The following is a 26,738-nucleotide window of genomic DNA, read 5'->3' on the forward strand; positions in this document are numbered from 1 at the left end:
GGACGCGGCGGTGGAGTCAGATGCGATACCGACGCAGCGCGGGCACTGCGGTCGCCAGGCCCAGCATCAGCGCGACCACCAGCAGGCCGCCGCCGGCGACGGCGGCACGGGGCCCGAAGGCGGCGCCCGCCGTGCCGTGCAGGACGTCGGCGAGGCGCGGGCCGCCCGCCACGACCACCGTGAAGACGCCCTGCATCCGGCCGCGCATCTCGTCGGTGGCGGCGGACAGGAGGATGGCTCCCCTGAAGACCATCGACACCATGTCGGCGATGCCGGCGACGGCCAGGAACAGCACCGCGAGCCACAGACCGCCGCTCAGCCCGAACCCGGCGACGGCCGCGCCCCAGGCGACCACCGCGCCGATGACCATCCAGCCGTGCCGGCGCGCCCGCGAGAACGTCCCGGAGAACAGTCCGCCCAGCACCGCCCCGATGGGGATCGCCGCGAACAGCAGGCCGAGGGCCAGCCCTTCGCCGTAGGAGGCGTACGTCTCGGCGGCGAGCTGCGGGAACAGGGCACGGGGCATGCCGAACACCATGGCGATGACGTCGGCGAGGAAGGACAGCAGCAGGACCTTGTGCCGGGATATGTACCGGAACCCCTCCGCGATCTCGCGCACCCCCGCGCGCCGGGCGCTCGCGCCCGCCGGCGGAGGCAGCGCGGGCAGCCGGACCACGGCCCACAGCGTCACGCAGAGCGCGACGGCGTCGAGGAGGTAGAGCTCGGGCAGGCCGATGACCGGGATCAGTGCGCCGGCGAGCAGCGGACCCGCGACCAGACCGGTCTGCATGACCGTCGAGCCGAGGGCGTTGGCGGCGGCCAGTTCGTGCGCGGGGACCAGCCGGGCGATGGAGGCGTTGCGGGCGGGCGAGTTGAGGCCGAAGAACGCCTGCTGGGCGGCGAGCAGCACCATCAGCACGGCCACCGAGTCGAGTCCCGAGACGGCCTGGAGCCAGAACAGCACCGAGGTGACGGCGATGCCGCTGTTGGTGATCAGCAGCAGCTTGCGACGGTCGACGGTGTCGGCGACCGCCCCGCCCCACAGCGCGAACAGCACCATCGGCACGAGTCCGGCGAGGCTCGCGTAGCCGACCCAGGCGGAGGAGCCGGTGATGTCGTAGATCTGCTTGGGCACGGCGACGGCGGTGAGCTGACTGCCCACGGCCGTGACGACGGTCGAGGACCACAGCCGTCGGTAGGCCGGCCGGCGCAGGGGCCGGGTGTCCATCGCCCAGCGGCGCCAGCCGCTCCGGGGCCCGCCACGCGGACTCGGGCCGCCGTCGTCGGCTTCGGTCGCGGGTGCGGTGCTGCCCTCGCTGGTATCCACACGCTTCCTGGTTGCTCGTTACATCTTTCGGGTCCGGGGGTCACTATCCCAGCAACTCCTGTGGTTCCGCCGCCCTTATGGACAGGCGATCTCACATTCCGGACTCCGGTCGCCGGACTCCCCTCGCTCAGGCTCCCGCCAGGAGCGTCAGGCCGAGGGCGATCATCGTGGCGGCGACGACGGCGTCCAGGACGCGCCAGGCGGCGGGGCGGGACAGGAAGCGGCTGAGCAGCCGGGCGCCGAAGCCCAGCGCGGCGAACCAGCACACGCTGGCGAACGCGGCGCCGAGACCGAAGGTCCAGCGCAGCGGGCCGCGGTCGGCGGCGATGGAGCCGAGCAGGAACACGGTGTCGAGGTAGACGTGGGGGTTGAGCCAGGTCATCGCCAGGCAGGTGAGCACGGCCCGGCGTCGGGAGCCGGCGGGCTCCCCCTCCGCCGTCAGGGCTCCCCCGGGTCGCAGCACCCGCCGGGCCGCCAGGGCCCCGTAGCAGAGCAGGAACAGGCCGCCGATCCAGCCGACCGCGCTCAGCGCCCCGGGCCAGGCCACCACCAGCGCTCCCACTCCGCCGACGCCGAGGGCGATGAGCAGGGCGTCGGAGAGGGCGCAGATCCCCACGACGGCGAGGACGGCGTCGCGGCGGATCCCCTGACGCAGGACGAAGGCGTTCTGGGCGCCGATGGCGACGATGAGCGACAGGCCGGTGCCGAAACCGGCGGCCGCGGCGGAGAGAGCGTGGGACATGCCGTCCACGCTAGGGAAACGATCAGTGGGCGTACAGCTAAAGATTCTTACGTATCATTAGCTCTCGTGATGTACGGATGATGACGGACCTCCCCCTCGACCAGGTGCGGACGCTCCTCGCCGTGGTGGACGAGGGCACCTTCGACGCAGCCGCCGCGGCCCTGCATGTGACGCCGTCGGCGGTCAGCCAGCGCGTCAAGGCACTGGAGCAGCGCACGGGCCGGGTCCTGCTGCTGCGCACCAAGCCGGTGCGCGCGACCGAATCGGGTGAGATCGTCGTGCGGTTCGCCCGCCAGCTGGCCCGGCTGGAGCGCGACGCGCGGTCCGAGCTGGGCATGAGCGGCGAGGGCGAGCCGACACGCGTGACGGTCGCGGTGAACGCGGACTCCCTCGCCACCTGGTTCCTGACGGCCCTGGTCCGGGTGGCGCAGGAGCCGCCGCTCTGTTTCGAACTGCACCGCGAGGACGAGACGCGCACGGCTGAACTCCTGCGGGAGGGGCGGGTGATGGCCGCGGTGACCTCGTCGCCCGAGGCCGTCACCGGCTGCTCGGTGCGGGCGCTGGGCACGATGCGCTACCTGGCCGCCGCGAGCCCGGACTTCGCGGACCGTCACCTCGCCGACGGCCCGTTGCACGAGACGCTGACCCGGGCGCCGGTGATGAGCTTCGACCGCAGCGACGACCTCCAGGACACGTTCGTGCGCGGCCTCGGGCGCGGCTCCGGCGGCGCGAGCCCGGTACGGCACGCCGTGCCGACCTCGGAGGGTTTCGTGAACTCCGTCGCCGCGGGCTTCGGCTGGGGCATGGTGCCCGAGGCGCAGGCCGAGCCGTTCCTGCGCTCCGGCCGCCTGGTCCTGCTCGCCCCCGATCGCCCGCTCGACGTCCCCCTGTACTGGCAGCAGTGGAAGCTCGACTCGCCCGCGCTGGCGGCGGTCGCGGACGCGGTGGCGGCGACGGCGGCCCGAACCCTCAGGAACTGAGCCGGCTCCTCGTGGGGCCCGCGGGAGTGGTGAACGTCGTTGCGGCCCGCGCCGTTTCACATCCGCCCCTCCGGTGACCCGACCGGGAGCAACTCATCCGGAAAAGCACATACGACGTGATCGCAGGTGACTTCGATGGACGACTGGCGACAGCACGCCGCGTGCCGCCGCGAGGACCCCGACCTCTTCTTCCCGATCGGCACCTCGGGGCCGGCACTGCTGCAGACGGAACAGGCGAAGGCGGTCTGCCGACGCTGCCCGGTGCGGGAGTCATGCCTGGAGTGGGCCATGGAGACCGATCAGACCCTCGGGGTCTGGGGCGGCCTGAGCGAGACGGAACGACGCGCCCTCAAGCGCCGCATCAAGGCAGGCCGGCGCAGTTCGTGAAACGGGACCCCGCACAGCGCCCCGCTCCCTGACTCTTCCTCAGCGGGCCAGGGAGGCGTGGTCGCCCATGACGACCACGGGGTGCAAGGCAGGGTCGAGGGCGCGCAGCAGCTCCTTCATATGCTGCTTCTCGATGCTCACACAGCCGCGGGTGGGGCCGCCGTGGTCGACGTGCAGCCAGATGCCGCCGCCGCGCCCGGCGCCGAGGGGGCGGGTCCAGTCCAGGGGTGAAGTGCCGGGCTCGCGGTTGTAGTTGATGGCGACGACGTAGTCGAAGGAGCCCTCCAGCGGCTCGCCCTCGAATCCCGTGCCGGGCGCGTGGAAGCCGCTGCCGTGGTCGTAGGGCAGCTTCGTGCCGGGGTCGCCCCGCAGTCCGCCGGCGTCCGTGAGTCCGTAGACGCCGATGGGGGAACGCAGGTCGCCGCCCATGTGGTGGTCGCTCCAGCCGCGCAGCGCGTTGTGCGCGGGCCAGCTGTCCCCGGCGCGCCAGCCGGCCTCGGTGCGCCGGTACAGGACGACCGTGGCGGCCGGGGAGTCGATGCCCCGGCCGGTCACCACGACCACCTGGTCCGCGTCGGCCGGCACGGCGGCCCATGTCCTGGTTCCGAGGCCGGGTATCCGCTGCGGCGCCGTCCTGACGGAGTTCGCGGGTGGTCCCGGCGCCGCCGCCGTGACAGTGGCGGTGCGCCCGTGCTCGGGTGCGGTCGCCGCGCCGCCGCATCCGGTGAGCAGGAGGGACGCGGCGAGCAGTGCGGCAGGGGATCGGTGCGTGAACATAGGTCGATCGTGGCCCACAGGTGTGTGGAACTTGTCAGGTTCGGGGCCCCGTTGGGGCGCTACGGCTTGCTGGGCTTGCCTCGACCGTACAGCCAGGTCTGGAACAGCGGGCCGAGGTCCTTCCCGGACTCCCGTTCCGCGACCTGTTCGAACTGGGCGGTCGTGCCGTGGCCGTAGCGGTGTGCGGCCGCCCAGCCGCGCAGGATGCGGAAGAAGGCGCGGTCGCCGACGGCGGTGCGCAGGACGTGCAGGGTCATGGCGCCGCGGGCGTAGACGGGGGTGCCGAAGATGTTCGCGCCACTGCCGGGGTCGCCGGGCGGGAACTCCCACAGACCGTCGGTCGCGGGGCTGGCGTACAGGGCGTCGAAGGACTTCTGTGCGCTGTCGCCGCCGTGCTGTTCGGCGTAGAGCCACTCGGCGTAGGTCGCGAAGCCCTCGTTGAGCCAGATGTCCTTCCAGGAGGTGAGGGAGACGGAGTCGCCGAACCACTGGTGGGCGCTCTCGTGGACGAGGGTGCTCAAGGAGGGCGCGCGGTCGTACACGGGCCGTGACTGGGTCTCCAGGGCGTAGCCGACGTTCGGGGCGTGGTCGACGATCGAGCCGGCGGCGCGGAACGGATAGGGCCCGAACAGCGAGCTCTCCCACTCCAGTACGGAGGGCAGCTTGTTCAGGACGGGCGTGGCGGTAGTGGCCTCACGCGGGTCGACGGCGTCGTAGACCTTGAGGCCTGTGCGGGTCGTGTACTGCTTGACCTGGAACTTGCCTACGGTGGCGGTGGCCAGGTAGGCGGCCATGGGTTCCGTCTGGCGCCAGCGGAACGTGGTCCTGCCGTGGGTGGTGCGCTGTCCGAGAAGGACGCCGTTGGCGACGGCGGCGCGGTCCTTGGGGACGGTGATCGTGAAGTCGTAGGAGGACTTGTCGAGGGGGTGGTTGTTGGCCGGGAACCAGGTCATGGCGCCCTGTGGTTCGCCGGCGACGAAGGCCCCGTCGTCGGTGGGGATCCAGCCGTCGAGGGAGCCGTCGGGGTCGGTGACCGGTCCGGGTGTGCCGCTGTAGGCGACGGTGACGCGGAACTGCTCGCCCTTGCGCAGGGCGCGCTTGGGGGTGACGACGAGTTCCTGGCCGTCACGCCGGTAGTCGGCCTTGACGTGGTCGACGGTCAGGGCGGTGACCTTCAGCCCCTGGAAGTCGAGGTCGAAGCGGGTCAGCCGTTGGGTGGCGCGGGCGGTGAGGACCGCCTTGCCGTCGAGGTGGCGGCTGCCCGGGTCGTAACGCAGGGTCAGGTCGTAGTGGGCCACGTGGTAGCCGCCGTTGCCGGCGAGCGGGAAGTAGGGGTCGCCGACTCCGGACGTGCCCGTCGGGCCGGCCGCGGTGGCGGGTCCGGCCGCGAAGAGCAGCGCCGCCACGGCGACGGGCACGGTCGCGGCGACCGCTTCACGGCGCAGGAGGGGGGTGGTCGTCCGTCTGCGGGAATGTGTCACGTGCGCTCCTGGGGGGGGTGGCGTGTGATCAAACGTTCCCAGACTAGGGACTGGGCACCCGGCTTTCCTCCCCATTCAGGTCAAGCCGAGCGGCGCCGGCGGCCGTCTCGAGCCTACGCTCGACGTCCATCCGCCGAACCCGAGGACGGCCCGCCCATGAGTGTCCGTGTACGTCGCGTCTACGATCCGCCCGAGTCCGACGACGGCGTGCGGGTCCTGGTCGACCGGCTGTGGCCGCGCGGGGTGTCCAAGGACGCTGCCCATGTCGACGAGTGGCCCAAGGGCCTCACCCCGTCCACCGAGCTGCGCCGCTGGTACCACGCGGACGAGGGGTCGTTCGAGGAGTTCGCGCAACGCTACGAGGCGGAGCTCGCCGCCCCGGAGGCGGCCGAACTCCTGGACCATGTCCGGGAGTTGGCCGCCAAGGGGCCGGTGACGCTGGTGACGGCCGGGAAGGCGTCGGCGCACAGCCACACGGCGGTGCTGCTCCGTCTGCTGGAGGCGGACCCGCGCTGACGGGTCAGCCGGTCTGCTGCGCCGCGGCCCGTCCCGCCGCCCGCCCGGAGAAGAGGCAGCCGCCGAGGAAGGTGCCTTCGAGGGCGTTGTAGCCGTGGACGCCGCCGCCGCCGAAGCCGGCGACCTCGCCCGCCGCGTACAGTCCCTCGACCGGCTGCCCGTCGGCGCCCAGGGCGCGCGAGTCGAGGTCGGTCTGGATTCCGCCGAGGGTCTTGCGGGTCAGGACGTGCAGTTTGACGGCGATCAGCGGGCCGGCCTCCGGGTCGAGGACGCGGTGCGGGGTAGCCACGCGGCCGAGCCGGTCGCCGATGTAGCGGCGGGCGTTGCGGATGCCCTGGACCTGGGCGTCCTTGCTGTACGGGTTGGCGATCTGGAGGTCGCGGGCCTCGATCTGGCGGCGCAGGCCGTCCGCGTCGAGCAGCGCCTTGCCGGTCAGCCCGTTCATCTTCTCGACGAGCTGGTCGAGGGTGTCGGCGATGACGAAGTCCGCGCCCTTGTCCAGGAACGCCTGCACCGGGGCGGGGGCGCCCTTGCCGAGGAGTCGGTCGCGCAGGACGGCCCCCCGGTCCTTGGCGGTGATGTCCGGGTTCTGCTCGGAGCCCGACAGCGCGAACTCCTTCTCGACGATTTTGCGCGTGAGGACGAACCAGGAGTGGTCGTGGTCGGCGATGTCCGGCGTGGTGCGCAGGTGCTTGAGCGTGTTGAGGGTGTCGTAGCCCGGCAGGCACGGGTCGGGGAGCCGGCGGCCGAGGGCGTCGAACCAGAGGGAGGACGGTCCGGGCAGGATGCGGATGCCGTGGCCGGGCCAGATGGGGTCCCAGTTCTGGATGCCCTCGGTGTAGTGCCACATGCGGTCGCGGTTGACCAGCCGGACGCCGGCCTGCGCGCTGATGTCGAGCATGCGCCCGTCGACGTAGGCGGGGACGCCGGTGACCATCTCGGCGGGCGGGGTTCCGAGCCGCTCGGGCCAGTACCGCCGCACGATGTCGTGGTTGGCGCCGATGCCGCCGCTGGTGACGACCACGGCCTGCGCGGTCAGTTCGAAGTCGCCGATGCGGTCGCGGTTGGAGGCGACGCCGCGTGCGCCGTCGTCGGCGGCGAGGACCGTGCCGCGCACCCCTCGGGCGGCACCGCCCTCGATGACCAGCTCGTCCACCTGGTGGCGGTGGTAGAAGGTCAGCAGCCCGTCCCTGGCGGCCTGCTTGGCGTGGCGCGCGAACGGCTCGACGACGCCGGTGCCCGTCCCCCAGGCGACGTGGAAGCGGGGTACGGAGTTGCCGTGTCCGTCGGCGCGCAGGTCACCGCGTTCGGCCCAGCCGACGGTCGGCACGAAGGAGATCCCGTGCCCGGCGAGCCAGGTGCGCTTCTCCCCCGCCGCGAACTCGACGTAGGCGCGGGCCCAGCGCACCGCCCAGGAGTCCTCGTCCTCGGTCCGGTCGAACTGCGCGCTGCCCTGCCAGTCGTTCCAGGCGAGGTCGAAGGAGTCCTTGATGCCGAGCCGGCGCTGCTCCGGGGAGTCCACGAGGAACAGTCCGCCGAAGGACCAGAACGCCTGGCCGCCGAGGTTGGCGGCGTTCTCCTGGTCGACGAGGGCGACCCGTCGGCCCCTGCTGGTGAGTTCATGTGCCGCGACCAGGCCCGCGAGACCCGCTCCGACGACGATGACGTCCGCGTCCATGGCGACCGTTGCCTTTCTGCCTGAGGTGCTATGCGTGGTGTCCGCTGCCATCGGTCAGCAGCGCGGTGAGCAGTTGCTTGAGCCAGGCGCGGGCGCCGTCGGCGTCCTTGTCCAGCAGGAGTTGGACAGTGACCCCGTCGTAGGCGGCGATCACCGCGTGGGCGGCGGAGGCGGCGTCGCCGAGGACGGCGGGCAGGGCGGTGTGACCGCGTGCCCGCTCCAGCCGGTCGGTGATCGCGCGGCGCAGCCTGGCCCGGTGTTCGAGGAGTGACTGCGCGACGGCCGGGTCACGGGCGGCGTGCACCAGGAAGTCCGTCTTCACCAGCAGCCAGTCCCGGTCGAGGAGGAGGACCTCGGTGACACGGTCCACGGAGGCCTGCACATCGAGGTCGGGGCCGTCCCCGGCGAGGGCGTCGGCGACCTGTTCGGCGATCAGGTCGGCGCGCTCCCGGTAGAGCGCGAAGAACAGCTCGTCCAGGCTGTCGAAGTTGGAGTAGAAGGCGCCTCTGCTGTAGCCGGCGGCCTCGCAGACCTCCTCGATGGAGACCCGCCCGAAACCCTTGCCCGCGAACACGGCGAACGCGGCTTCGAGCAGGTTGGCCCGCGTGCGGACCCGGCGTCGGGTGACCCGCCCCGTCGACTGGTGCGTCTGCCGCACGGCCATGATCGGACCTCCGTTCGATACGCGAATGTATCGGATACATCCATGTATCGAAAGGGGTGGGCACGCGGGGAACCGCGGGATGCCGGAAGGGGTCGCGGAACGAACACATTTTCGATTCGGGCGTACGCTGGAGGCATGACCGCGCACCACCTCCAGGGCTCTCTCTTCGACCAGACCGACGAACTGCGCCTCGGCCCCCTCGACGGGAGCCGCCGGACCGTACTCGGTGCGGGCGCCTGGATCGACGTCCTGCCGGGCTGGCTCACCGGCTCGGACGCGCTGTTCGAACACCTGGCGGCCGAGGTCCCGTGGCGCGCGGAGCGCCGGAAGATGTACGACAACGACGTCGCCGTACCGCGCCTGCTGGCGTTCTACGCGGCGGAGCAGACACTGCCGCACCCGGTGCTGGAGGAGGCCCGGCGAGCGCTGTCCGCGCACTACGCCGACGAGTTGGGCGAGCCGTTCGTCACCGCCGGGCTGTGCCACTACCGCGACGGCCGGGACAGCGTCGCCTGGCACGGCGACCGCATCGGCCGGGGCGCCCACCAGGACACGATGGTCGCGATCCTCTCCGTGGGCTCGCCGCGCGATCTGCTGCTGCGCCCGCTGCGCGGGGGCGAGACGGTACGACGCCCGTTGGGGCACGGCGACCTGATCGTGATGGGCGGCTCCTGCCAGCGGACCTGGGAGCACTGCGTCCCCAAGTCCGCCCGGGCCGCCGGACCGCGCATCAGCATCCAGTTCCGGCCGCACGGAGTGCGGTGAAACGGAGCCGACGGTACCCGTTTCCCTACCCCTCAGGGGTATGCACGTCGGTGCCATGACGAACTCACCGGAGCCCGTGCCGTCGTCCGCGAGCCGGCCGGGAATCCTGCGCCACTGGCCCGCTCTCGCGGCCGGCGGAGCGAGCGCGCTGATCGCCTTCGACATGGCGGAGGGCGTCGACCTGGCACCCGCGCCGACGGCCTCCGCGCTCGTCTGCTTCGGCGCCGCGGCGCTGCGCAGGGCGTCGACGGCGTGGCCGTTGTTCTTCGCGGCCTGCGTCGTCGTCTTCGCGACGGAGGCGCTGGGCGGCGGCGACGTCGACCCGACCTGGGTGCTGCTCACGCTCGCCGCCCCGCTCCTCGCCTCCTCCCTACGCCCCGCTCGCTCGACGCGGCCGCGTACCCGGTGGCCGGCGGGCTGCTCGGCCACGCGCTCCGGGACGCCCGTCACCACCGGATCGACCAGGTGGTGGTCCGCCCGTTCGCGGAGTTCTGCCTCGTCCTGCGACACCCTTCTCGCCACGCTCGTCATGGCCGTGACAGTGAACGGCTGACATCCCGATGAGCACACCGGGGTGCGCCGGAGGCGGGTGACACGGTTCCTGTCCGGCATGCCTGGAACCCCACCGTCCGCATCCACCCCGTGATCTGCTTTGCTGTCCCCGTCGAGCACCCCTCTCCAGGACACGGGACGGCCATGCGGGCAGACGTACGGCAAGTGGCGGACGGCACCTACCTGGTGCACGGCAGCAACACCAACTGGGTGATCCTCACCGAAGGGGACGCCGTCACCCTGATCGACACCGGCTACCCCGGCGACCGCGAGCTGGTCCTGGACTCCCTCGCCTCGGTGGGCGCTTCGCCGGAGGCGGTCACGGCCGTGCTGATCACCCACGCCCACAACGACCACCTGGGCTCCGCCGAGCACCTGGGCGCTGCCTACGGCACCCCGGTGTATCTGCACGAGGCCGAAGTGCCGCACGCCCGCCGGGACTTCCTCCAGCAGGTGACCGTCGGCGAGGTACTGAGGAACGCCTGGCGTCCCGGCGTCCTGCCGTGGATGGTGCACGCGCTGCGCTCCGGCGGCACCGAACAGCACCCGGTCACCGCGCCCGAGGCGTTCCCGGCCACGGCCGGGCCGCTCGACCTGCCCGGCCGTCCCGTGCCGGTGCACACCCCCGGCCACACGGACGGCCACGCCGTCTTCCACCTCCCGGACGCCGGCGTCGTCGTCTCCGGCGACGCGCTGGTCAGCGCCCATCCGACATCGCGGGTACGGGGGCCGCAGCTGCTGCCGGACATGTTCCACCACGAGCGCGCCCGGGCCGTCGCGTCGCTGGAGGTCATCGAGGGGCTGGCGGGCGATCTGCTGCTGCCCGGACACGGACCGCTGCACCAGGGGTCCGTGAAGGCGGCGGCGCAGCAGGCCCGCCAGCGCGCCGTCTAAGGTCAGGCCATGGCTTTGCAGATCAGCGCCACCAACCCGGAGCATCCGGCACTCCTGCTGGAGCTGCCCTGGCACCTGCCCCTGGAGGAGTGGCCCGAGGAGGTCCTCGTCCCGCTGCCGCGCGGCATCTCCCGCCACGTGGTGCGCTACGCCCGGGCCGGCGACGAGGTGATCGCCGTCAAGGAGCTCGCCGAGCGCCCCGCGCTGCGCGAGTACGAGCTGCTGCGCGACCTGGACCGGATCGGCATCCCCGCCGTCGACCCGCTCGCGGTGGTCACCGGGCGCACCGCGGACGACGGCGGGCCGCTGGAGTCGGTCCTGGTCACCCGGCATCTGGGCGGTTCGATGCCGTACCGCTCGATGTTCGAGACGACGATGCGCCCGGCGACCATGCATCGGCTGATGGACGCCCTCGCCGTGCTCCTGGTGCGGCTGCACCTGGCCGGGTTCGCGTGGGGCGACTGCTCGCTGTCCAACACGCTGTTCCGGCGGGACGCGGGCGCCTACGCCGCCTACCTCGTGGACGCCGAGACCGGCGACCTGCACCCGCGGCTCAGCACCGGGCAGCGGGACTACGACCTCGATCTCGCGCGCGTCAACATCAGCGGCGAGCTGCTCGACCTGGAGGCGTCCGGGGCGCTGCACCCGTCGGTGGACCCGATCGACTTCGGCATGGAGATCTGCGCCCGCTACGGAGCGCTGTGGGAGGAGCTGACCCGCACCTCGGTGTACCCGGCGGGCAAGTACCACTACATCGAGCGCCGGATCCGCCGGCTCAACGAGCTCGGCTTCGACGTCGCCGAGATGCAGATCGAGCACTCCTCCAACGGCGACACGGTCACCTTCGTGCCGAAGGTCGTCGACGCCGGCCACCACCAGCGCCAACTGCTGCGGCTGACCGGCCTGGACACCGAGGAGAACCAGGCCCGGCGGCTGCTGAGCGACCTGGAGAGCTGGATGGCCACCCAGGACGACTACGCCCCGGGCGACCCCCTCGCGGCCCGCCCCGAGGTGCTGGCCCACCGGTGGGTGCGGGACGTGTTCCGGCCCACCGTGCGCGCGGTGCCCCTCGAACTGCGCGGCTCCATGGACGCGGCGGAGATCTACCACGAGCTCCTCGAACACCGCTGGTACCTGTCGGAGCGCGCACAGCACGACATCGGGCTCGACACCGTCGTCGAGGACTACATCACGAACATCCTGCCAACGGCACGGGAGACCCTGGAGCCGACCCTTCCGGAGTGAGCCGCGATGGGGCCGGTGTGCCTCAGGCGTGGGGCACGACGGCGACCGGGCAGTCGGCGTGGTGCAGGACCCCGTGCGCGACGGAGCCGATCCGGGCGCCCACGGCCGTGCGGTGGGCGCGGCGGCCGACCACCGTAAGCTGCGCCCGCCCCGCCACCGACAGCAGCACCTGCCCCGCGCTGCCCATCTCCACATGCTCCACCACATGCACGTCGGGGAACCGCTTGCGCCATGGCTTCAGGGCCTCGGCCAGCGCCTTCTGCTCGTACTGCTCCAGGCCGCCCGCGTCGTCGAGCAGTCTGAGCGAGCCGGGGCTGTAGGCGAACACCGGCGGCAGCGTCCAGGCCCGCACGGCGCGCACGCTCGCCCCCCGCGCCGCCGCCGTCTCGAACGCGAAGCGCAGGGCGGGGGCGCTGTCCTCGGGCTCACCGTGCTGGCCGACGACGATCTCATGACCGGCCACCTCGGACGACGGCCGGTCACCGGCCCGCACCAGCACCACCGGGCACGCGGCCTCGGCGATCACCTGCTGACCGACCGAGCCCAGCAGGAACCCGACGAGCGGTCCGTGCCCGCGCGAGCCCAGCACCAGCGACTGCGCCTGCGCCGCGGCGGCGACCAGCGTCCCGACCGGGCCGCCCTCCAGGACGTCGGTGGTGACGGTCAGTCCCGGGTGGCGCTCGAGGACGGTCGCGACCGCCTGCTCGGCCGCGTCCCGCACCCAGCGCTCCTGTGCGTCGCGGTCCGCCACCTCGGCGGCCGCGTTCGGCTGGAACCGCCAGGCGTGCACCACCCGCAGCGCCAGATCGCGCCGGACGGCCTCCCTGGCCGCCCAGGCGAGCGCCGCGAGGCTCTCGTCCGTCCCGTCGACCCCTGCCGTGATCGGGCCCGTCATCGCGCTGCCTTCCTGTTTGATCAGATCGTTCGCCGCCAGTCTTCACCACGTCGATCGTCAGCGGCGCGGAACGGGAGACGCGTTCGTGAGCCGGCCTGCCGGCAGAGCGGCAGCCGCCTTGATCGCGAGCGCCCCGCGCTGTGCCGGAGCGCACCGGTGCCGATACCCCGGAGCGAACCGGGGCGATCGAACATACGATGGGCGGAGCCGGCTCGGGCTTCGCCGTGCCGTCGCAAGGACCGACCGCTCTCGGGGTGGGAGACGTATGGCACAGGCCGCCGATGCAGCGCGGACCGTCATCCTGACCGTGGACGACGACCCGGGGGTCTCCCGTGCCGTCGCCCGTGACCTGCGGCGCCGCTACGGCGCCTCGTACCGGATCGTGCGCGCGGAGTCCGGGGAGTCCGCACTGGAGGCGTTGCGCGAGCTGAAGCTGCGCGGTGATCTGGTGGCCGTCATCCTGGCCGACTACCGGATGCCGCAGATGAACGGCATCGAGTTCCTCGAACAGGCCCTGGACGTGTACCCGGGCGCCCGGCGCGTGCTGCTGACCGCGTACGCGGACACGAGTGCGGCGATCGACGCGATCAACGTCGTCGACCTCGACCACTATCTGCTCAAGCCCTGGGACCCGCCGGAGGAGAAGCTCTACCCCGTCCTGGACGACCTGCTGGACGCCTGGCGGTCCAGCGACCACCGGCCCGTGCCGGCCACCAAGGTGGTCGGACACCGCTGGTCGGCGCGCTCCTCGGACGTGCGGGAGTTCCTCGCCCGCAACCAGGTGCCGTACCGCTGGTACTCCGCCGACGAGCCCGAGGGGCAGCGGCTGCTGGCCGCGGCCGGGGTCGACGGGCAGCGGCTGCCGCTGGTGGTCACCGCGCAGGGCACGCCCCTCGTCGAGCCGGACGCCCCCGAGCTGGCCGCCCAGGTGGGGCTGGCGACGACGCCGACGGCCGACTTCTACGACCTCGTGGTGATCGGCGGCGGCCCGGCCGGGCTCGGCGCGGCCGTCTACGGGGCCTCCGAGGGCCTTCGGACGGTGCTGGTGGAGCGGTCGGCGACGGGCGGCCAGGCCGGTCAGAGCTCGCGGATCGAGAACTACCTGGGCTTCCCCGACGGCGTGTCGGGAGGGCAGCTCACCGACCGGGCGCGGCGGCAGGCGACGAAGTTCGGCGCCGAGATCCTCACCGCGTGCGAGGTGACGGGGCTGGAGGTCAACGGGTCCGCGCGGGTGGTCCGCTTCTCGGACGGCTCGGCGGTGGCCGCGCACAGCGTCATCCTCGCCACGGGCGTCTCCTACCGGCAGTTGGCGGCGCCGGGCTGCGACGACCTGACCGGCTGTGGAGTGTTCTACGGCTCGGCGCTCACGGAGGCGGCCTCCTGCCAGGGGCACGACGTGTACATCGTGGGCGGCGCCAACTCGGCCGGGCAGGCGGCGATGTACCTGGCGCGGGGCGCGAAGTCCGTCACGCTGCTGGTGCGCGGGGAGTCCCTCGCGGCGTCCATGTCGCACTACCTGATCCAGCAGATCGAGGAGGCGCCCAACATCGGTGTGCGCCCCCGCACGGTCGTCGAGAGCGCGCACGGGGAAGGTCACCTGGAGCAGCTGACGCTGCGGGACATGACGACCGGCCAGAGCGAACTCGTCGACGCGCAGTGGATGTTCGTGTTCATCGGCGCGGCCCCGCTGACCGACTGGCTGGACGGCACGGTGCTGCGCGACGAGCGCGGGTTCATCCTGGCCGGCCCCGACCTCACACCGGACGGGCGGCCGCCGGCCGACTGGGAGCTGGACCGGCCGCCGTACCACCTGGAGACCAACATTCCCGGCGTGTTCGTGGCGGGCGACGCACGGGCCGAGTCCGCCAAGCGCGTCGCGTCCGCCGTAGGAGAGGGAGCCATGGCCGTGATGCTCGTCCACCGGTATCTGGAGCAGTCGTGAGCGGGCGGCTGATGCCGTGCAGCCCGGCCGAGATCAGCTCGCTGTTCCTGTTCGAGAAGCTCTCCCCCGAGCAGCTCGGACGGCTGTGCAGCGAGGGCCGGGTGGAGAAGTTCGAGCCCGGGCCCGTGTACACCGAGGGCGATCCGGCGACCTGCTTCTACGTGATGATCGAGGGCACGGTCGTGCTGTACCGGCGGGTCGGCGGGGACGACATCGAGGTCAGCCGCACCTCCCAGCGCGGGGTGTACTCCGGGGCCATGCAGGCGTACCTGGGGGACCGAGTGCCGCAGGTCTACAACAACTCGATGCGGGTGACCGAGCCGACGCGGTTCTTCGTGCTGCCGGCGCAGTCGTTCTCGGACGTCATGCAGGAGTGGTTCCCGATGGCGGCCCACCTGCTGGAGGGGTTGTTCTTCGGCTCGAAGAACACGCAGCGGGCCATCGGCCAGCGGGAACGGCTGCTGGCCCTGGGCTCGTTGTCGGCGGGGCTCACGCACGAGCTCAACAACCCGGCCGCGGCGGCCGTACGGGCCACGGCGACGCTGCGGGAGCGGGTGGCGAAGATGCGCCACAAGCTCGGCCTGATCGCCGAGGGGCCCTTCTCCCGGGACGCGCTGGCAAGCCTGATCGAGGTCCAGGAACGCACCGCCGAGCGGGTCGCCAAGGCGCCGGCGCTGACTCCGCTGGAGGCCTCGGACCGTGAGGACGCGCTCACCGAGTGGCTCGAGGACCACGGCATGGACTACGGCTGGCAGTACGCGCCGACCTTCGTGCAGGCCGGGCTCGACGTCGACTGGCTGGAGCAGGTCGCGGCGGCCGTGGACGCGGAGATCCTGCCCAACGCGGTGGGCTGGCTCAACTACACCGTCGAGACCGAGCTGTTGATGGGCGAGATCGAGGACTCCACCACCCGTATCTCGCACCTCGTCGACGCGGCCAAGCAGTACTCGCAGCTGGACCGCGCGCCCTACCGGACCGTCGACGTCCACGAACTCCTCGACAGCACCCTGCTGATGCTGTCGAGCAAGATCGGGGGCATCGAGGTCGTCAAGGAGTACGACCGGACGCTCCCGGAGATTCCCGCCTACCCGGCGGAGCTCAACCAGGTGTGGACGAACCTCGTCGACAACGCGGTGTTCGCCGTCAACAGCGTCGGCGGGGACGGCACGCTGACCGTGCGCACCGCACGGGAGGGCGACCGGGTGCTGGTGGAGTTCCGCGACACCGGCCCCGGTGTTCCGCCGGACATCCGCAGCCGTATCTTCGACCCGTTCTTCACCACCAAGCCGGTGGGCGAGGGCACCGGTCTCGGACTGGACATCTCCTGGCGGATCGTCGTCAACAAGCATCACGGCAGCCTCCATGTCGAGTCCGCGCCGGGCGACACCCGTTTCCAGGTGCTGCTGCCGCTGACCGCCCCCGACCCCGAGAACGCCGAGGACCCCGAGACCGCGGAGGAGCCCGTATGACCGACGTAGACGCCATCGACCCGAGCGTCCCGCCCAGCGGCGGCGGGTGCGTCGACTGCGACGCGGCGGGCGGCTGGTGGTTCCATCTGCGGCGCTGCGCGACCTGCGGCCACGTCGGCTGCTGCGACTCCTCGCCCGCCCAGCACGCCACCGCCCACTACAAGACGAGCGGGCATCCGATCGTCCGCAGCTTCGAGCCGGGCGAGGAGTGGTTCTGGGACTACTCCACGGACGAGCTGTACGAGTCGGGACCCGAGCTGGCCCCGCCGGCCAGCCACCCGGCGGACCAGCCCGCGCCGGGCCCGGCGGGGCGTGTACCGGCCAACTGGGCACGGTTGCTGCACCGTTGACGCCTTCCGGGCGGGGTTCCGTTCCTGGTCGCGGGGACGTGGTGTCGGTGCCGCGTGCCAGGATGGAGCCGTGCAACAGACAGTGTTCGCCACTCCGTTCATCGGCCGGGAGGAAGAGCTCGCCCGGCTCTCCGGCGTGCTCGACCGTGCCCGGGGCGGTGAGGCGCGCGCGGTGCTGATCGCCGGGGACGCCGGCGTCGGCAAGACACGGGTGCTGGACGAGGTCGCCGCGCGGGCCGCGCGCACGGGGACGACGGTGCTGACCGGGCACTGCGTCGACCTCGGTGACGTGGGCCTGCCCTATCTGCCGTTCACGGAGATCCTGGGTGGGCTCGCCGCCGACGAGCGGTTCGCCGCCGTCCTCGCCGCGCACCCGGTCGTGGACCGGCTGCTGGGCGCGGGGCCGGACACGGTGCGCGAGGATGCGGCCCCCGCCGCGCGGGCGGGCGGTGAGGGCGGCCGGCTGAGGCTGCTCGAAGGGATGGCGGGACTGCTCGCCGACCTGTCGGAGGTCGCGCCGCTGCTTCTCGTCCTGGAGGACCTGCACTGGGCCGACCAGTCCTCCCGGGACCTGCTGCGTTTCCTGCTCAGCCGGGGCTTTCTGCAGCGCCCGACGGGCAACGGGCCGGGTCACCGGCTGGCGGTGCTGGCCTCGTACCGCGCGGACGACCTGCACCGCAGGCATCCGTTGCGCCCGCTGCTGGCCGAGCTGGTGCGGCTGCCGGCTGTGGACCGGCTGGAGCTGCGGCCGCTGGCGGACGCCGAGGTGGCCCGCCTGGTGCGCGCCCTGGAGGACCGGCCACTGCCGGAGGCCACGGTGCGCCGGATCGTGGCGCGCGCCGAGGGCAACGCCTTCTATGCGGAGGAGCTGCTCGCGGCCTCGGACACCGAGGCCGGCGGCATGCCCAGTGGGCTGGCGGACCTTCTGCTCATCCGGGTCGAGCAGCTCCCCGAGACCGCCCAGCAGGTGCTGCGGACCGCCGCTGTCGCCGGTCGGCGCGTGGAGCACGACCTGCTGCGGGACGCGGTGGGGCTGCCGCAGGACGAGCTGGAGTCGGCGCTGCGCGAGGCCGTGGGCCACCAGCTCCTGGTCGCGGCCGACGACGGCACCTACGCGTTCCGGCACGCCCTCGCGCGTGAGGCGGTCTACGCCGACCTGCTCCCGGGTGAACGCTCCCGGCTCCACGGTGCGTTCGCCCGCCTGCTGGCGGGTCGACCCCACCGTGCCGAGACGGCCGCCGAGCGCGCCCACCACCACCGCGAGAGCCACGACCTGGGCGAGGCGCTTGCCGCCTCCCTGGAGGCCGCCGACCACGCCCAGCACGTCGGGGCGCCCGCCGAGGAACTCCACCATCTGGAAGCCGTCCTCGACCTGTGGCAGTCGGTGCCCGCCTCGGCCCTGCCGTCGGGCGAGGGCGGGGGGACCCACCGGGTCACACTGATGCTGCGCGCCTCGGCGGCCGCCGCGCACGCCGGGGAGGCGCACCGCGCGGTCTCCCTGACCCGCGCCGCACTCGCGGGCGTCGGCCAGGACGCCGACTCCGAACTCGCCGCCCGGGTGCGGTACACGCTCGCGGGCACTCTCATGGGCGTCGACCGTCAGTCGGCGGCGTTCGCCTACAGCAGCGAGGCCCTCGCGATGATCCCCGCCGAACCGCCGTCGCCGACGTGGGTGTGGGCCGCGGCCACCCACGTGCTGGCGGCGCGTCAGGTCGGCGACACGGAGAGCGCCCTGCGCATCGCCCGCCAGGCGCTGCCCGTCGCCGAGCGGCTGGATCTGACGGACGCGCGGGCCGACCTCCTGGTCTCCCTGGCCAACCTGGAGGGGGACGGCCGCCGCTCCCCCGAGGGCCGCGCGCGCCTGAAGGAGGCGCGTGAACTGGCCCGGCGCGGCGGCAACGCCCCGGTGGAGATGCGGACCCTGTTCACCCTGGCGATCGGCGCCTACGAGGCCGGGGAGCCGCAGGAGTGCCTGCCCTGGCTGGCCGAGGGCCTGGACCGCGCCCGCCGGGCCGGGCTGCTGTCCTCGCCGTATCCGCTGGGGATGCGGCATCTGCATCTGCTGGTGCTCTACACGCTGGGCCGCTGGGACGAGTGTGTGCGGACGGCGGCCACCGACCTCGCGGTGCTGCCGGCCTCGGGCGGGTTCGCGGTGGGGCCGGCCCTGTATGTGGCCCTCGCGCGCGGCGAGAAGAGCGTCGTCGAGCGCGCCCGGGCCCTGCTGGAGGGGCCTTTCGACTGGATGGCCGCGCTGGTGGCGGGCAATGTGCTGACCGACGCGGCGGCACAGAGCGGGGACGCCGAGGCGGCGGTGGCGCAGCTGCGGTCCACCGTCGACTCCCTCGCGGACGAGTCGGGGACGCGCCCGGACGTCCTGGTCCGGCTCACCGCGCTCGCCCTCACGGCGGTCGCCGACGCGGCCGCGGGGGCCAGGCTCACCGGCGACGAGACGGCGGCCCGCCGCTGGTCGGCCGTGGCCGACGAGCTCCTGGAACCGGCGCGGGAGGTGACCCTGCGCGGCGAGACCGGCCTGCCCCAGGGCCCGGAGGGCCACGCCTGGCTGGCCCGCGCCGAGGCCGAGTGCGCGTGGGCCACGACGGGACCGGACCCGGCGGCCTGGGAGAGGACGGTCGCGGCGTTCGACTACGGCGACGCCTACGAACTCGCCCGCTGCCGACTGCGGTACGCCGAGGCCCTGTTGGCGGCCGACCGGCGCGAGGAAGCGGGCCTGGAGGCCCGCGCCGCCCGGGACACGGCCGTACGGCTGGGCGCCACGCCCCTGCTTGAGCGGGTGGACGCCCTGATCCGGCGCGGGCGGCTCCCCCACGGCCCGTCCGGCGGCCGGGACCGTTCGCTCACCCTGACGGCCCGCGAGCAGGACGTCCTGCGGCTGCTCGGCCTCGGCCGCAGCAACCGGCAGATCGGCGAGGAGCTGTTCATCAGCGGCAAGACGGCGAGCGTCCACGTCTCCAACATCCTCGCCAAGCTCGGCGCGGCGAGCCGTACGGAGGCCGTGGCGATCGCCTATCGCGAGCGGCTCCTCGAACCCGAGCTCGGCGCGTCCGGCTGATCCGCTCCCCCCCTCGCGACCGGGGCGGGCGCGGCGGCCGGCGTGTTCGGGGCCGTCACCTTGACGGCTGCCCAGGCTCGGACCGCCGTCCGGTATTCGGTGCCGAGAGCGGGCGCGAGAGCGCGAGAGAAGATGGCGGTCGCCTTCGCCCGACCGATGGGTGAACGGCGCCGGCCATCGCGCCGACGCCCCCAGGACCATGGCCGAGTTGACCTGCCGGGCGATGCCCCGTCAGGGTGCGACAGGACCAGGCGCGGTACTTCCTCCTCTCCCGCGTCGGAAGGGTGATTGCCTTGATCGGTATCTCGGACATCGAAGGCGTGGCCGAGCGGATCGCCGGACATCTCGTCCGTACCCCGACCGTGCCGAGCCCGGGCCTGTCGGCGCTGCTCGGCGTTCCCGTCACGATGAAGCTGGAACTTCTCCAGCGCACCGGCTCGTTCAAGGCGCGCGGGGCGACGGCGAAGCTGCTGTCGTTGACCGAGGCCGAGCGGGCGGCGGGGGTCGTGGCCGTGAGCGGCGGGAACCACGGGATCGCGCTCGCGGTCATGGCGGCCGCGCTGGATGTGAAGGCCACGGTCGTGATGCCGCGTTCGGCGCCCGCCCGTTCCGTCGAGATCGTGGCGGCGACCGGTGCCTCGGTGCGGCTGACCGACACGATGGGCGGCGCGTTCACGCTGGCGGAGCGCCTGCGGGAGGAGGGCTTCACGCTGGTGCATCCGTTCGACGATCCGGTGGTCGTCGCGGGGCAGGGCACGGTCGGCCTGGAGTTCGCCGCCGATGCCGGTGAGCTGACGGACGTCCTGGTGAGCGTCGGGGGTGGCGGCCTGATCTCCGGTGTCGCCGCGGCCCTTCGCGCCCGCCGCCCGGCGTTGCGGATCTGGGGTGTGGAGACCGAGGGCGCGCAGGCGATGTCGGAGGCGCTGGCGGCGGGCGGCCCGGTACAGGTGGAGTTGTCGTCGATCGTCTCCACCCTCAGCGCGCCCAGTGTCTCGCAGCTGACGTACGACCATGTCAGCGCCCTGGTCGGCGAGGTGCTGGTGGTGCCCGACCGGGAGGCCGTGCGGGGCTGCCTGGAGCTCGCCGAGCACGCCAAGGTGTGGACCGAACCGGCGGCCGGCTGCCTCCTGCCCGCGGCCCGGCAGATCGTGGAACGGGTGGGGGACGGCGCCCGGCTGGGGCTGGTGGTCTGCGGGGGCAATGCCGCGGCCGCGGACATGAGGGCCTGGATGGATCGGTTCGGGCTGCACTGACACCTCTCGGCCGGGATAAGGGAAATCCGGCCGGGCGGCGTCCGGGCAGGAATGGAACCGTGGCCGAGAATGTCCTTTCCGGGATCCCCGGGGAGCCGCCCGCGGCCCTGTTTACCGCTGGTTACATCGTGGGACGGTCCCCGGACGCACCCCGGCAATTCCCTTTTCTCGCACATGTCTTCGGCTCATACGGTCGACCTTTTGAATGAAAGACAGGAATCCCGTCGGAGTTGCCTTCCAATTGAACGGACCCCCTCTCGCCGGTCGTACCCATGGGCAAGGGTGAGTACCGGCGGTTCAGCGAGGGATGGCCATGGTCAAGACGCACGTCTCCACGCACGAGTTGGTCGCCGGGAGGTACCGGCTGCTAGACGTCGTCCACCAGGAGACGAACCGCGTCAGCTGGTACGGCGAGTACGTCGAGGACACCGGAGCCGCGCGGCCGTGCCTGGTCACCAGGATCGGGCTGCCCTCCGATCAGGGGGAGGAGAAAGCACGTCAGGCCGCCGACCGGGTCCTGCGGATGTCCGAGACGGTGGCGCGGCTGTGTCCCGGCCGGATCGCCACGGTCGTCGACGCCGTGCAGGAGGAGGGCTCACTGTGGACCGTCACCGAGTGGATCGACGGCCTGCCGTTGGGGCAACTCCTCGCGCAGAAGGGGTCGTTCAGTCCGGCGCGGGCCGCGGCGATCGGGCTGGAGCTGCTCGACGTGCTCGAGACCGCGCACGGTGAGGGCATCACCCACGGCGAGCTGAGCCCCGGCCAGGTCTTCCTGCGGGCCCGCGGCCCGCTCGTCCTCACCGGCTTCGGACTGGCGGGCGCGACCCTCGCCCCACGGGTGGCGGCGCCGTCGTACGCCTCGCCCGAGCAGGCCCGGGACGAGCGGATCGGTCCGGCGGCCGACCTGTGGGCGCTGGGCGCGATCCTCTACACGATGGTCGAAGGGCGGCCGCCGTACCGGGACCGGGACCGGCCGGAGAGCACGCTGAAGGGCGTGGACCGGCTGCCGCTGCGCACCCCGCTGCGCGCGGGCCCGCTCACCGGGACCGTGCAGGGGCTGCTGCGCAAGGACTCCCGGGAGCGGCTGACCCGGACGGTCGTACGACAGTCCCTCACCCGGGTGCTGGACGAGGACCCGCACGGGGTGATGCCGACCCCCAAGCTGAAGCGGGCCTGCGCGGCGGCCCGGCACATCGGTCCGCAGTGGAGCGGTCGGGCCATGGCGGCCGGGACGGCGCTGGCCGTGGTCACCGTGGCGGTCGCCGCGCTCGCCGTGACCCACCAGTTGCCGGACAGCGACGACACGGCGTCGGGCGGCGCGCAGACCCGGCCGTCCGCGTCCGCCGGGCCGCCGAGCGAGGACGCCGGTGACAGAGGCCCCGCGACGCCGACTCCGACGGCGCCCCCGACCCCTTCGGGCCGTCCGTCCCCCAGCACGTCCCCGGACGTCTCCCCCTCCGCACCCGCCTCGGCAACGCCGTCGGCCTCCCCCGACGCCCTCCCGGACGGTTTCCGCGTCTACCGTGCGCCCGAGGGGTTCTCGGTCGCCCTGCCCGCGGACTGGAAACGGCTGCAAACGGCGCGCGGCGCCGATCAGGCGTACCGGATCACCTTCGGGGCGGCCGGCGACCCGCGCACCCTCGCGGTGACCTACAGCGAGAGCGCCGGACCGGACCCGGTGGCCATCTGGCGCGACGAGGTCGAGCCCAACCTGAGGAAGGCCGACGGTTTCCGGCGGCTCGGCGACATCGAGGCAAGGACGTACCAGGGGTACAAGGCCGCCGACATGGAGTGGCTCCAGGACGTCGACGGCACACAGGTGCGCACGTTCGGCCGGGGCTTCCTCCTCGGCGGGCACCGCAGTTTCTCGCTGCGCTGGACGACGCCCGCCGCGGACTGGGACAAGAGCGCGAACCGGCAGGCCCTGGACACGTTCCTGCGGACCTTCCGGCCGGGTTCAGCCGCCTGAGCGTCCCGACGGCCGTGGGGCGCGCAGCGAGCGCAGCGCGCCGCCGTGCAGGGGCTCCGTGTCCCAGTGGGCGGTGAAGGTCCGCTCGGCGAGGGAGCATGTCACCCGCAGGCGGTGCGGGGTCTCGAGGAACGCGAGGTGCGCGGTGAGGGTGTCGCCGTCGGTCCACCCGCCGCTCACGGCGATGGGCAGCGGCTCGTCGGTCACCTGCCAGCCGCCGGAGCCCAGGGGCGCCTCCAGTCGCGTGCCGCCCGGTTCCTCGACAAGACTCAGGGACCAGCCGTCCGGGCCCCCGGTCACCGCGGCGCCGGTCAGCTTCGGCAGGGCCGCGCAGACACCGCCGTGCGGTGTGAACGCGGCGGCCGACCACTCCCCGTCCCGCTCCGGCGGTGCCGGTTTCCCGGGGGCCGGGGGGAGCGCGAGCCGGGCCAGGCGATGTGCGAGGGCCGCGTCGGCGTCCTCGCGGCCGGTCAGCGGCTGTGGCCGGAACGCGGGCAGCAGGTGCTCCCAGACGAGGGTGAGCAGGGCCTGCATGTCGTTCGTCGCCGCGGTCGTGGCGATCACGGCGTCGTGCTCGGGCAGGATGAGGCAGAACTGTCCGTAGGCGCCGTCGCCGCGGTAGCCGTGCCGGGAGCGCCAGAACTGGAAGCCGTAGCCCCGGTCCCAGTCCAGGCGGTCCGCGTCGGCCGCCGCGCCGGGCGCCGTGGCCACCTGCTCGCGCGTCGCCTCGGCGACCCACTCCCGCGACAGCAGCCGCTCGCCGTCCCACACTCCCTCGTCCAGGTACAGCTGCCCCAGCCGGGCGATCGCGTCGGTGGTGCCGTGCAGACCGCTGAAGCCGAGCTCGCGCCCGGACCGGCCGGTGAGCCAGGCGACCTCGCCGATGCCGAGCGGGTCCAGCAGGCGCGGACGCAGATAGGCGGTGAGCGACTGGCCCGTGACGCGCTGAAGGATCGCGGCGAGCGTGAAGGTGGCGGGCTGGTTGTACGCGAACACGGTTCCCGGGTCGCGGTCCGGCGGCAGCAGCAGGAAGCCGCGGACCGGGTCGTCGTGGTCGAGAGCGCGCGCCCGCTCGTAGGTCTCCGCCTCGTGCCCGCTCGCCATCGCCGCCACGTGCCGCACCAGCATCGCGCGGCTGCGCGGGTCGGTGATGTCCGCGTCGAGCTCCGGGAAGTACGAGAGAACCGGGTCGTCGAGGTCGATGAGCCCCTCGGCGACGGCGAACCCGGCGGCCGTCGACGTGAAGCTCTTGCTCAGCGAGTACAGCAGGTGGAGCCGGTCGGGGGTGTACGGCTCCCACCAGCCGGAGGCGACGAGCCGGCCGTGACGCAGGATCATCAGGCTGTGCGGCTCGATGATCTCGGCCGCCTCCACGGCGTCGAGGAAGGCGAGGACGCCGGAGGCGTCGACGCCCTCGGCGGACGGGGGGCTCGAAGGCAGTGGGCGCTCGCTCATACCTGCATCCTGCCCGGACGGCCGACGATCATCGACTCTCTTTTCAGGTCAGCGGTGGCCCGTTTCCTCCCCCGGCGGCCGGGGACTCGGGTCCTATGGTGCGAATCGGATACACGATGATGACCGAGCAGGCCGGCCCTCGTGACCTGGTCGACCACGTGGTGCGCGCCGAGGAGGTGGGTTTCGACTTCTCGGTGACGTCGGACCACTACTTCCCCTGGCTGCGCGCGCAGGGACACTCACCGTACGCGTGGAGCGTGCTCGGAGCCGCCGCCCATGCCACGTCGCGCATTCCGCTGATGACGTATGTGACCTGTCCGTCCTTCCGCTACCACCCGGCGGTGGTGGCACAGAAGGCGGCGACGATGCAATTGTTGGCCGAGGGGCGCTTCCGGCTGGGGCTCGGCGCCGGGGAGAACCTCAACGAGCATGTGGTGGGCGGCGGTTGGCCTCCGGTGGATGTGCGGCACGAGATGCTGGAGGAGGCGGTGGAGATCATCCGCGCGCTGTTCGGCGGCGGACATGTGACGCGGCACGGCACCCACTACGACGTGGACTCGGCCCGGCTGTGGGATCTGCCCGACGAGCCGCCGCCGATCGGCATCGCCGTCTCCGGCGAGCAGTCCTGCGAACTGGCGGGCAGGCTGGGCGATCTGGTGATCGCCACCGAGCCCGAGGCCGGTCTGCTGGAGGCGTTCGACCGGCACGGCGGCCAGGGCAAGCCGCGCGTGGGACAGCTCCCGGTCTGCCACGACCCCGACCGGGACACGGCCGTGAAGCGGGCGCACGCCCAGTTCCGCTGGTTCGGCAACGGCTGGAAGGTGAACTCCGAACTGCCGCACCCGGACTCCTTCGAGTCGGCCACCCAGTTCGTGACACCGGACGACGTCGCCTCGGCGATCCCCTGCGGTGACGATCCGGACGACTTCGTCGAGGCCGTACGCCCGTACGCCGAAGCCGGGTTCACCGAGATCGCCCTGGTGCAGATCGGCGGCGACTCGCAGCCCGCCTACCTGGACTGGGCGGAGAAGACCCTGCTGCCCGCACTGCGCGACGCCCTCGGCTGAGGGGCTGGCACACCTCGCACCCCGCACGCGGGTCTGTCAAAGCATCGCCAATGGGCCCATATAGGCTGCCGGTCTGCACTCCCGCAGTGCCGATCCTATGTTCAGCAGCCCGCAGAGGAGAGTCATCCGTGACCCTGGCGATCGACCTGCCCGAGACGCCCGCCGCAACGTCCTCCGAGGCGTCCGCCGCGACGTCCCCCGCGCCCCTGTCCGACCTCGTGGCGCGCGACGCCCGCGAGTTCGGCGTCTACGCGCGGACCGGCGGGTGGGCCTTCGGCCTGATGGTGGCGCGCAGCGTCCGGCCGGGCGGGCAGAGCGCGGACGAGACGCCGAAGGTTTCGGCGAAGGAGTTCGCCGAACTGGCCGGGTGCTCTCCCGAGCGCGTCATGCGCTACTACAAGGCCTGGGACCGGGCCGCCGACGACGGTCTCGTCCCGCACTTCGAGGAGCTGGCGCCGGGCCAGGAGGTCGAACTGCCGGACGCCGAGGTGTGGCTCACCTACTACGTCTCGCGTTCCAGTGCCGCCTCCGAGCGCGGCACCGCGATCGCGGAGGCCGCCGAGGCCGAGGGCATCCGCCCGACGAAGGCGCTGGAGGTGGCGGAGAACCCCACCGCCCTGCGGGCCGCGATCCTCGCGGATCCCTCGACCGCCCGCGCGGCCCGCGCCGCGCTCCTGGACCGCATCAAGGAGGACCCGGACCTCCAGGCCGAGCTGGCCCGTGACGTCGTGCGCACCGACGACCTCAAGAAGGCCGTGGCGACCGAGAGCCGCTCGGCCGACCGGATCGGCTACGTCCGTCAGATCGCCGAGTCCGGCCAGGTGAAGACGCCCGCAGGGCAGACCATCGACGCTCCCGTCGAGCTGCGTCAGGAGGCCGAGCGGCACCTCTCGCTGCTCGACGAGCTGGACGACCACGAGGACGCCGGCGAGTGGGCCGCCGAGGCCTACGACACGATGAAGCACCTCGTCGTGGAGACCGTGGAGGCCGATCCCGAGCTGCGCGTCCAGGAACGGCGCACGAAGTTCTACAGCAGTCTGCAGCGGGCGACGAAGGTTTTCGAGGAGCTCACCTTCGACGACGTCGACGCACAGGACTTCTACGAGGACGACATGGTGCAGCAGTTGGAGGAGCTCCAGCAGGCGATCGGCAGCTGCATCACCGCACTGCGCGGTGCGCGTCGCGGCGACGCGCCCGCGGCCGAGCAGCCGTAGGACGAGCAGCCGTGCGTCCGGCGCCGGCATGCGTCCCCGCCCCCGG

At 72.8% G+C, this 26,738-nt stretch carries 23 protein-coding genes; 15 read left to right on the forward strand and 8 right to left on the reverse strand.

Annotated elements, in window-relative coordinates; genetic code table 11:
- Positions 1 to 16: 16 nt before the first annotated feature.
- Both ACIBTS_RS32275 and ACIBTS_RS32280 read right to left on the reverse strand, forming a co-directional pair.
- Entirely contained in the window at positions 17 to 1,327 is a 1,311-nt protein-coding gene (locus ACIBTS_RS32275; RefSeq protein WP_399324083.1) for an MFS transporter, read from the reverse strand.
- Positions 1,328 to 1,454: 127 nt separating this feature from the next.
- Positions 1,455 to 2,069: a LysE/ArgO family amino acid transporter gene (locus tag ACIBTS_RS32280; protein ID WP_399324085.1), complete on the reverse strand. Its 615-nt coding sequence runs from the start codon at positions 2,067 to 2,069 to the stop codon at positions 1,455 to 1,457.
- A 77-nt stretch (positions 2,070 to 2,146) separates the two neighbouring features.
- Between ACIBTS_RS32280 and ACIBTS_RS32285 the strand changes: the two genes are divergently transcribed.
- Both ACIBTS_RS32285 and ACIBTS_RS32290 read left to right on the forward strand, forming a co-directional pair.
- Positions 2,147 to 3,049: a LysR family transcriptional regulator ArgP gene (locus ACIBTS_RS32285; RefSeq protein ID WP_399324087.1), complete on the forward strand. Its 903-nt coding sequence runs from the start codon at positions 2,147 to 2,149 to the stop codon at positions 3,047 to 3,049.
- A 135-nt stretch (positions 3,050 to 3,184) separates the two neighbouring features.
- Complete coding sequence (locus tag ACIBTS_RS32290) at positions 3,185 to 3,436, forward strand: WhiB family transcriptional regulator (RefSeq protein ID WP_079657631.1); 252 nt, start codon at positions 3,185 to 3,187, stop codon at positions 3,434 to 3,436.
- 39 nt (positions 3,437 to 3,475) lie between these two features.
- Here ACIBTS_RS32290 and ACIBTS_RS32295 read toward each other — a convergent pair whose 3' ends face one another.
- Both ACIBTS_RS32295 and ACIBTS_RS32300 read right to left on the reverse strand, forming a co-directional pair.
- On the reverse strand, positions 3,476 to 4,213 hold the full coding sequence (locus ACIBTS_RS32295) for a hypothetical protein (protein ID WP_399324089.1): 738 nt from the start codon (positions 4,211 to 4,213) through the stop codon (positions 3,476 to 3,478).
- A gap of 59 nt (positions 4,214 to 4,272) precedes the next feature.
- On the reverse strand, positions 4,273 to 5,694 hold the full coding sequence (locus tag ACIBTS_RS32300) for a M1 family metallopeptidase (protein WP_399324091.1): 1,422 nt from the start codon (positions 5,692 to 5,694) through the stop codon (positions 4,273 to 4,275).
- Positions 5,695 to 5,850: 156 nt separating this feature from the next.
- On the opposite strand from ACIBTS_RS32300, the gene ACIBTS_RS32305 reads away from it, so the two are divergent.
- Positions 5,851 to 6,210: a DUF488 domain-containing protein gene (locus ACIBTS_RS32305; protein WP_399324093.1), complete on the forward strand. Its 360-nt coding sequence runs from the start codon at positions 5,851 to 5,853 to the stop codon at positions 6,208 to 6,210.
- A gap of 4 nt (positions 6,211 to 6,214) precedes the next feature.
- Here ACIBTS_RS32305 and ACIBTS_RS32310 read toward each other — a convergent pair whose 3' ends face one another.
- Both ACIBTS_RS32310 and ACIBTS_RS32315 read right to left on the reverse strand, forming a co-directional pair.
- Entirely contained in the window at positions 6,215 to 7,888 is a 1,674-nt protein-coding gene (locus ACIBTS_RS32310) for an FAD-binding dehydrogenase (RefSeq protein WP_399324095.1), read from the reverse strand.
- Between the two features lie 28 nt (positions 7,889 to 7,916).
- Positions 7,917 to 8,552, reverse strand: a complete 636-nt coding sequence (locus ACIBTS_RS32315) for a TetR/AcrR family transcriptional regulator (RefSeq protein ID WP_399324097.1) — start codon at positions 8,550 to 8,552, stop codon at positions 7,917 to 7,919.
- A 135-nt stretch (positions 8,553 to 8,687) separates the two neighbouring features.
- Between ACIBTS_RS32315 and ACIBTS_RS32320 the strand changes: the two genes are divergently transcribed.
- The 4 genes from ACIBTS_RS32320 to ACIBTS_RS32335 all read left to right on the forward strand — a co-directional run bounded on the left by ACIBTS_RS32320 (position 8,688) and on the right by ACIBTS_RS32335 (position 12,008).
- Positions 8,688 to 9,317, forward strand: a complete 630-nt coding sequence (locus tag ACIBTS_RS32320) for an alpha-ketoglutarate-dependent dioxygenase AlkB (RefSeq protein WP_399324099.1) — start codon at positions 8,688 to 8,690, stop codon at positions 9,315 to 9,317.
- Between the two features lie 55 nt (positions 9,318 to 9,372).
- Positions 9,373 to 9,870: a hypothetical protein gene (locus tag ACIBTS_RS32325; RefSeq protein ID WP_399324101.1), complete on the forward strand. Its 498-nt coding sequence runs from the start codon at positions 9,373 to 9,375 to the stop codon at positions 9,868 to 9,870.
- Between the two features lie 143 nt (positions 9,871 to 10,013).
- Complete coding sequence (locus ACIBTS_RS32330; RefSeq protein ID WP_399324103.1) at positions 10,014 to 10,763, forward strand: MBL fold metallo-hydrolase; 750 nt, start codon at positions 10,014 to 10,016, stop codon at positions 10,761 to 10,763.
- A 9-nt stretch (positions 10,764 to 10,772) separates the two neighbouring features.
- Positions 10,773 to 12,008, forward strand: coding sequence for a DUF4032 domain-containing protein (locus tag ACIBTS_RS32335; protein WP_319671907.1), 1,236 nt, complete (start codon positions 10,773 to 10,775; stop codon positions 12,006 to 12,008).
- A gap of 22 nt (positions 12,009 to 12,030) precedes the next feature.
- Here ACIBTS_RS32335 and ACIBTS_RS32340 read toward each other — a convergent pair whose 3' ends face one another.
- Positions 12,031 to 12,903 (reverse strand): universal stress protein, encoded by an 873-nt coding sequence (locus ACIBTS_RS32340; RefSeq protein WP_399324105.1) that lies wholly within the window; start codon positions 12,901 to 12,903, stop codon positions 12,031 to 12,033.
- 265 nt (positions 12,904 to 13,168) lie between these two features.
- Here ACIBTS_RS32340 and ACIBTS_RS32345 point away from each other — a divergent pair, with 265 nt between their 5' ends.
- The 6 genes from ACIBTS_RS32345 (at position 13,169) to ACIBTS_RS32370 (ending at position 22,956) form a co-directional block, all read left to right on the forward strand.
- Entirely contained in the window at positions 13,169 to 14,845 is a 1,677-nt protein-coding gene (locus tag ACIBTS_RS32345; protein ID WP_399324107.1) for an FAD-dependent oxidoreductase, read from the forward strand.
- On the forward strand, positions 14,842 to 16,314 hold the full coding sequence (locus ACIBTS_RS32350; RefSeq protein WP_399324109.1) for an ATP-binding protein: 1,473 nt from the start codon (positions 14,842 to 14,844) through the stop codon (positions 16,312 to 16,314). The genes ACIBTS_RS32345 and ACIBTS_RS32350 overlap by 4 nt, the downstream gene beginning before the upstream one ends.
- A complete protein-coding gene (locus tag ACIBTS_RS32355; RefSeq protein ID WP_399324111.1) occupies positions 16,311 to 16,664 on the forward strand; it encodes a UBP-type zinc finger domain-containing protein in 354 nt (117 codons plus the stop codon). The genes ACIBTS_RS32350 and ACIBTS_RS32355 overlap by 4 nt, the downstream gene beginning before the upstream one ends.
- 70 nt (positions 16,665 to 16,734) lie before the next feature.
- Positions 16,735 to 19,734, forward strand: a complete 3,000-nt coding sequence (locus tag ACIBTS_RS32360; protein ID WP_399324113.1) for an AAA family ATPase — start codon at positions 16,735 to 16,737, stop codon at positions 19,732 to 19,734.
- Positions 19,735 to 20,027: 293 nt separating this feature from the next.
- Entirely contained in the window at positions 20,028 to 20,987 is a 960-nt protein-coding gene (locus ACIBTS_RS32365) for a threonine/serine dehydratase (RefSeq protein WP_399324115.1), read from the forward strand.
- 307 nt (positions 20,988 to 21,294) lie between these two features.
- Positions 21,295 to 22,956, forward strand: a complete 1,662-nt coding sequence (locus ACIBTS_RS32370) for a serine/threonine protein kinase (RefSeq protein ID WP_399324117.1) — start codon at positions 21,295 to 21,297, stop codon at positions 22,954 to 22,956.
- Here ACIBTS_RS32370 and ACIBTS_RS32375 read toward each other — a convergent pair.
- A complete protein-coding gene (locus ACIBTS_RS32375) occupies positions 22,945 to 24,411 on the reverse strand; it encodes a serine hydrolase domain-containing protein (RefSeq protein WP_399324119.1) in 1,467 nt (488 codons plus the stop codon). The two genes, ACIBTS_RS32370 and ACIBTS_RS32375, sit on opposite strands and share 12 nt — an antisense overlap.
- Before the next feature lie 95 nt (positions 24,412 to 24,506).
- On the opposite strand from ACIBTS_RS32375, the gene ACIBTS_RS32380 reads away from it, so the two are divergent.
- Both ACIBTS_RS32380 and ACIBTS_RS32385 read left to right on the forward strand, forming a co-directional pair.
- Positions 24,507 to 25,478 (forward strand): LLM class F420-dependent oxidoreductase, encoded by a 972-nt coding sequence (locus ACIBTS_RS32380; protein WP_319675334.1) that lies wholly within the window; start codon positions 24,507 to 24,509, stop codon positions 25,476 to 25,478.
- Between the two features lie 128 nt (positions 25,479 to 25,606).
- Positions 25,607 to 26,692: a hypothetical protein gene (locus ACIBTS_RS32385; protein ID WP_399324121.1), complete on the forward strand. Its 1,086-nt coding sequence runs from the start codon at positions 25,607 to 25,609 to the stop codon at positions 26,690 to 26,692.
- Positions 26,693 to 26,738: the final 46 nt, after the last annotated feature.

It is taken from the genome of Streptomyces sp. NPDC050121 (assembly GCF_044460385.1).
Taxonomy (GTDB): Bacteria; Actinomycetota; Actinomycetes; order Streptomycetales; family Streptomycetaceae; genus Streptomyces; species Streptomyces soliscabiei.

Bases quoted from the DNA above. Each gene is read 5' to 3' on its own strand.
- ACIBTS_RS32280 (WP_399324085.1), bottom strand. From the start codon at position 2,069: ATGTCCCACGCTCTCTCCGCCGCGGCCGCCGGTTTCGGCACCGGCCTG.
- ACIBTS_RS32285 (WP_399324087.1), top strand. From the start codon at position 2,147: ATGATGACGGACCTCCCCCTCGACCAGGTGCGGACGCTCCTCGCCGTG.
- ACIBTS_RS32290 (WP_079657631.1), top strand. From the start codon at position 3,185: ATGGACGACTGGCGACAGCACGCCGCGTGCCGCCGCGAGGACCCCGAC.
- ACIBTS_RS32295 (WP_399324089.1), bottom strand. From the start codon at position 4,213: ATGTTCACGCACCGATCCCCTGCCGCACTGCTCGCCGCGTCCCTCCTG.
- ACIBTS_RS32305 (WP_399324093.1), top strand. From the start codon at position 5,851: ATGAGTGTCCGTGTACGTCGCGTCTACGATCCGCCCGAGTCCGACGAC.
- ACIBTS_RS32310 (WP_399324095.1), bottom strand. From the start codon at position 7,888: ATGGACGCGGACGTCATCGTCGTCGGAGCGGGTCTCGCGGGCCTGGTC.
- ACIBTS_RS32315 (WP_399324097.1), bottom strand. From the start codon at position 8,552: ATGGCCGTGCGGCAGACGCACCAGTCGACGGGGCGGGTCACCCGACGC.
- ACIBTS_RS32320 (WP_399324099.1), top strand. From the start codon at position 8,688: ATGACCGCGCACCACCTCCAGGGCTCTCTCTTCGACCAGACCGACGAA.
- ACIBTS_RS32325 (WP_399324101.1), top strand. From the start codon at position 9,373: ATGACGAACTCACCGGAGCCCGTGCCGTCGTCCGCGAGCCGGCCGGGA.
- ACIBTS_RS32330 (WP_399324103.1), top strand. From the start codon at position 10,014: ATGCGGGCAGACGTACGGCAAGTGGCGGACGGCACCTACCTGGTGCAC.
- ACIBTS_RS32335 (WP_319671907.1), top strand. From the start codon at position 10,773: ATGGCTTTGCAGATCAGCGCCACCAACCCGGAGCATCCGGCACTCCTG.
- ACIBTS_RS32340 (WP_399324105.1), bottom strand. From the start codon at position 12,903: ATGACGGGCCCGATCACGGCAGGGGTCGACGGGACGGACGAGAGCCTC.
- ACIBTS_RS32345 (WP_399324107.1), top strand. From the start codon at position 13,169: ATGGCACAGGCCGCCGATGCAGCGCGGACCGTCATCCTGACCGTGGAC.
- ACIBTS_RS32355 (WP_399324111.1), top strand. From the start codon at position 16,311: ATGACCGACGTAGACGCCATCGACCCGAGCGTCCCGCCCAGCGGCGGC.
- ACIBTS_RS32370 (WP_399324117.1), top strand. From the start codon at position 21,295: ATGGCCATGGTCAAGACGCACGTCTCCACGCACGAGTTGGTCGCCGGG.
- ACIBTS_RS32375 (WP_399324119.1), bottom strand. From the start codon at position 24,411: ATGAGCGAGCGCCCACTGCCTTCGAGCCCCCCGTCCGCCGAGGGCGTC.
- ACIBTS_RS32380 (WP_319675334.1), top strand. From the start codon at position 24,507: ATGGTGCGAATCGGATACACGATGATGACCGAGCAGGCCGGCCCTCGT.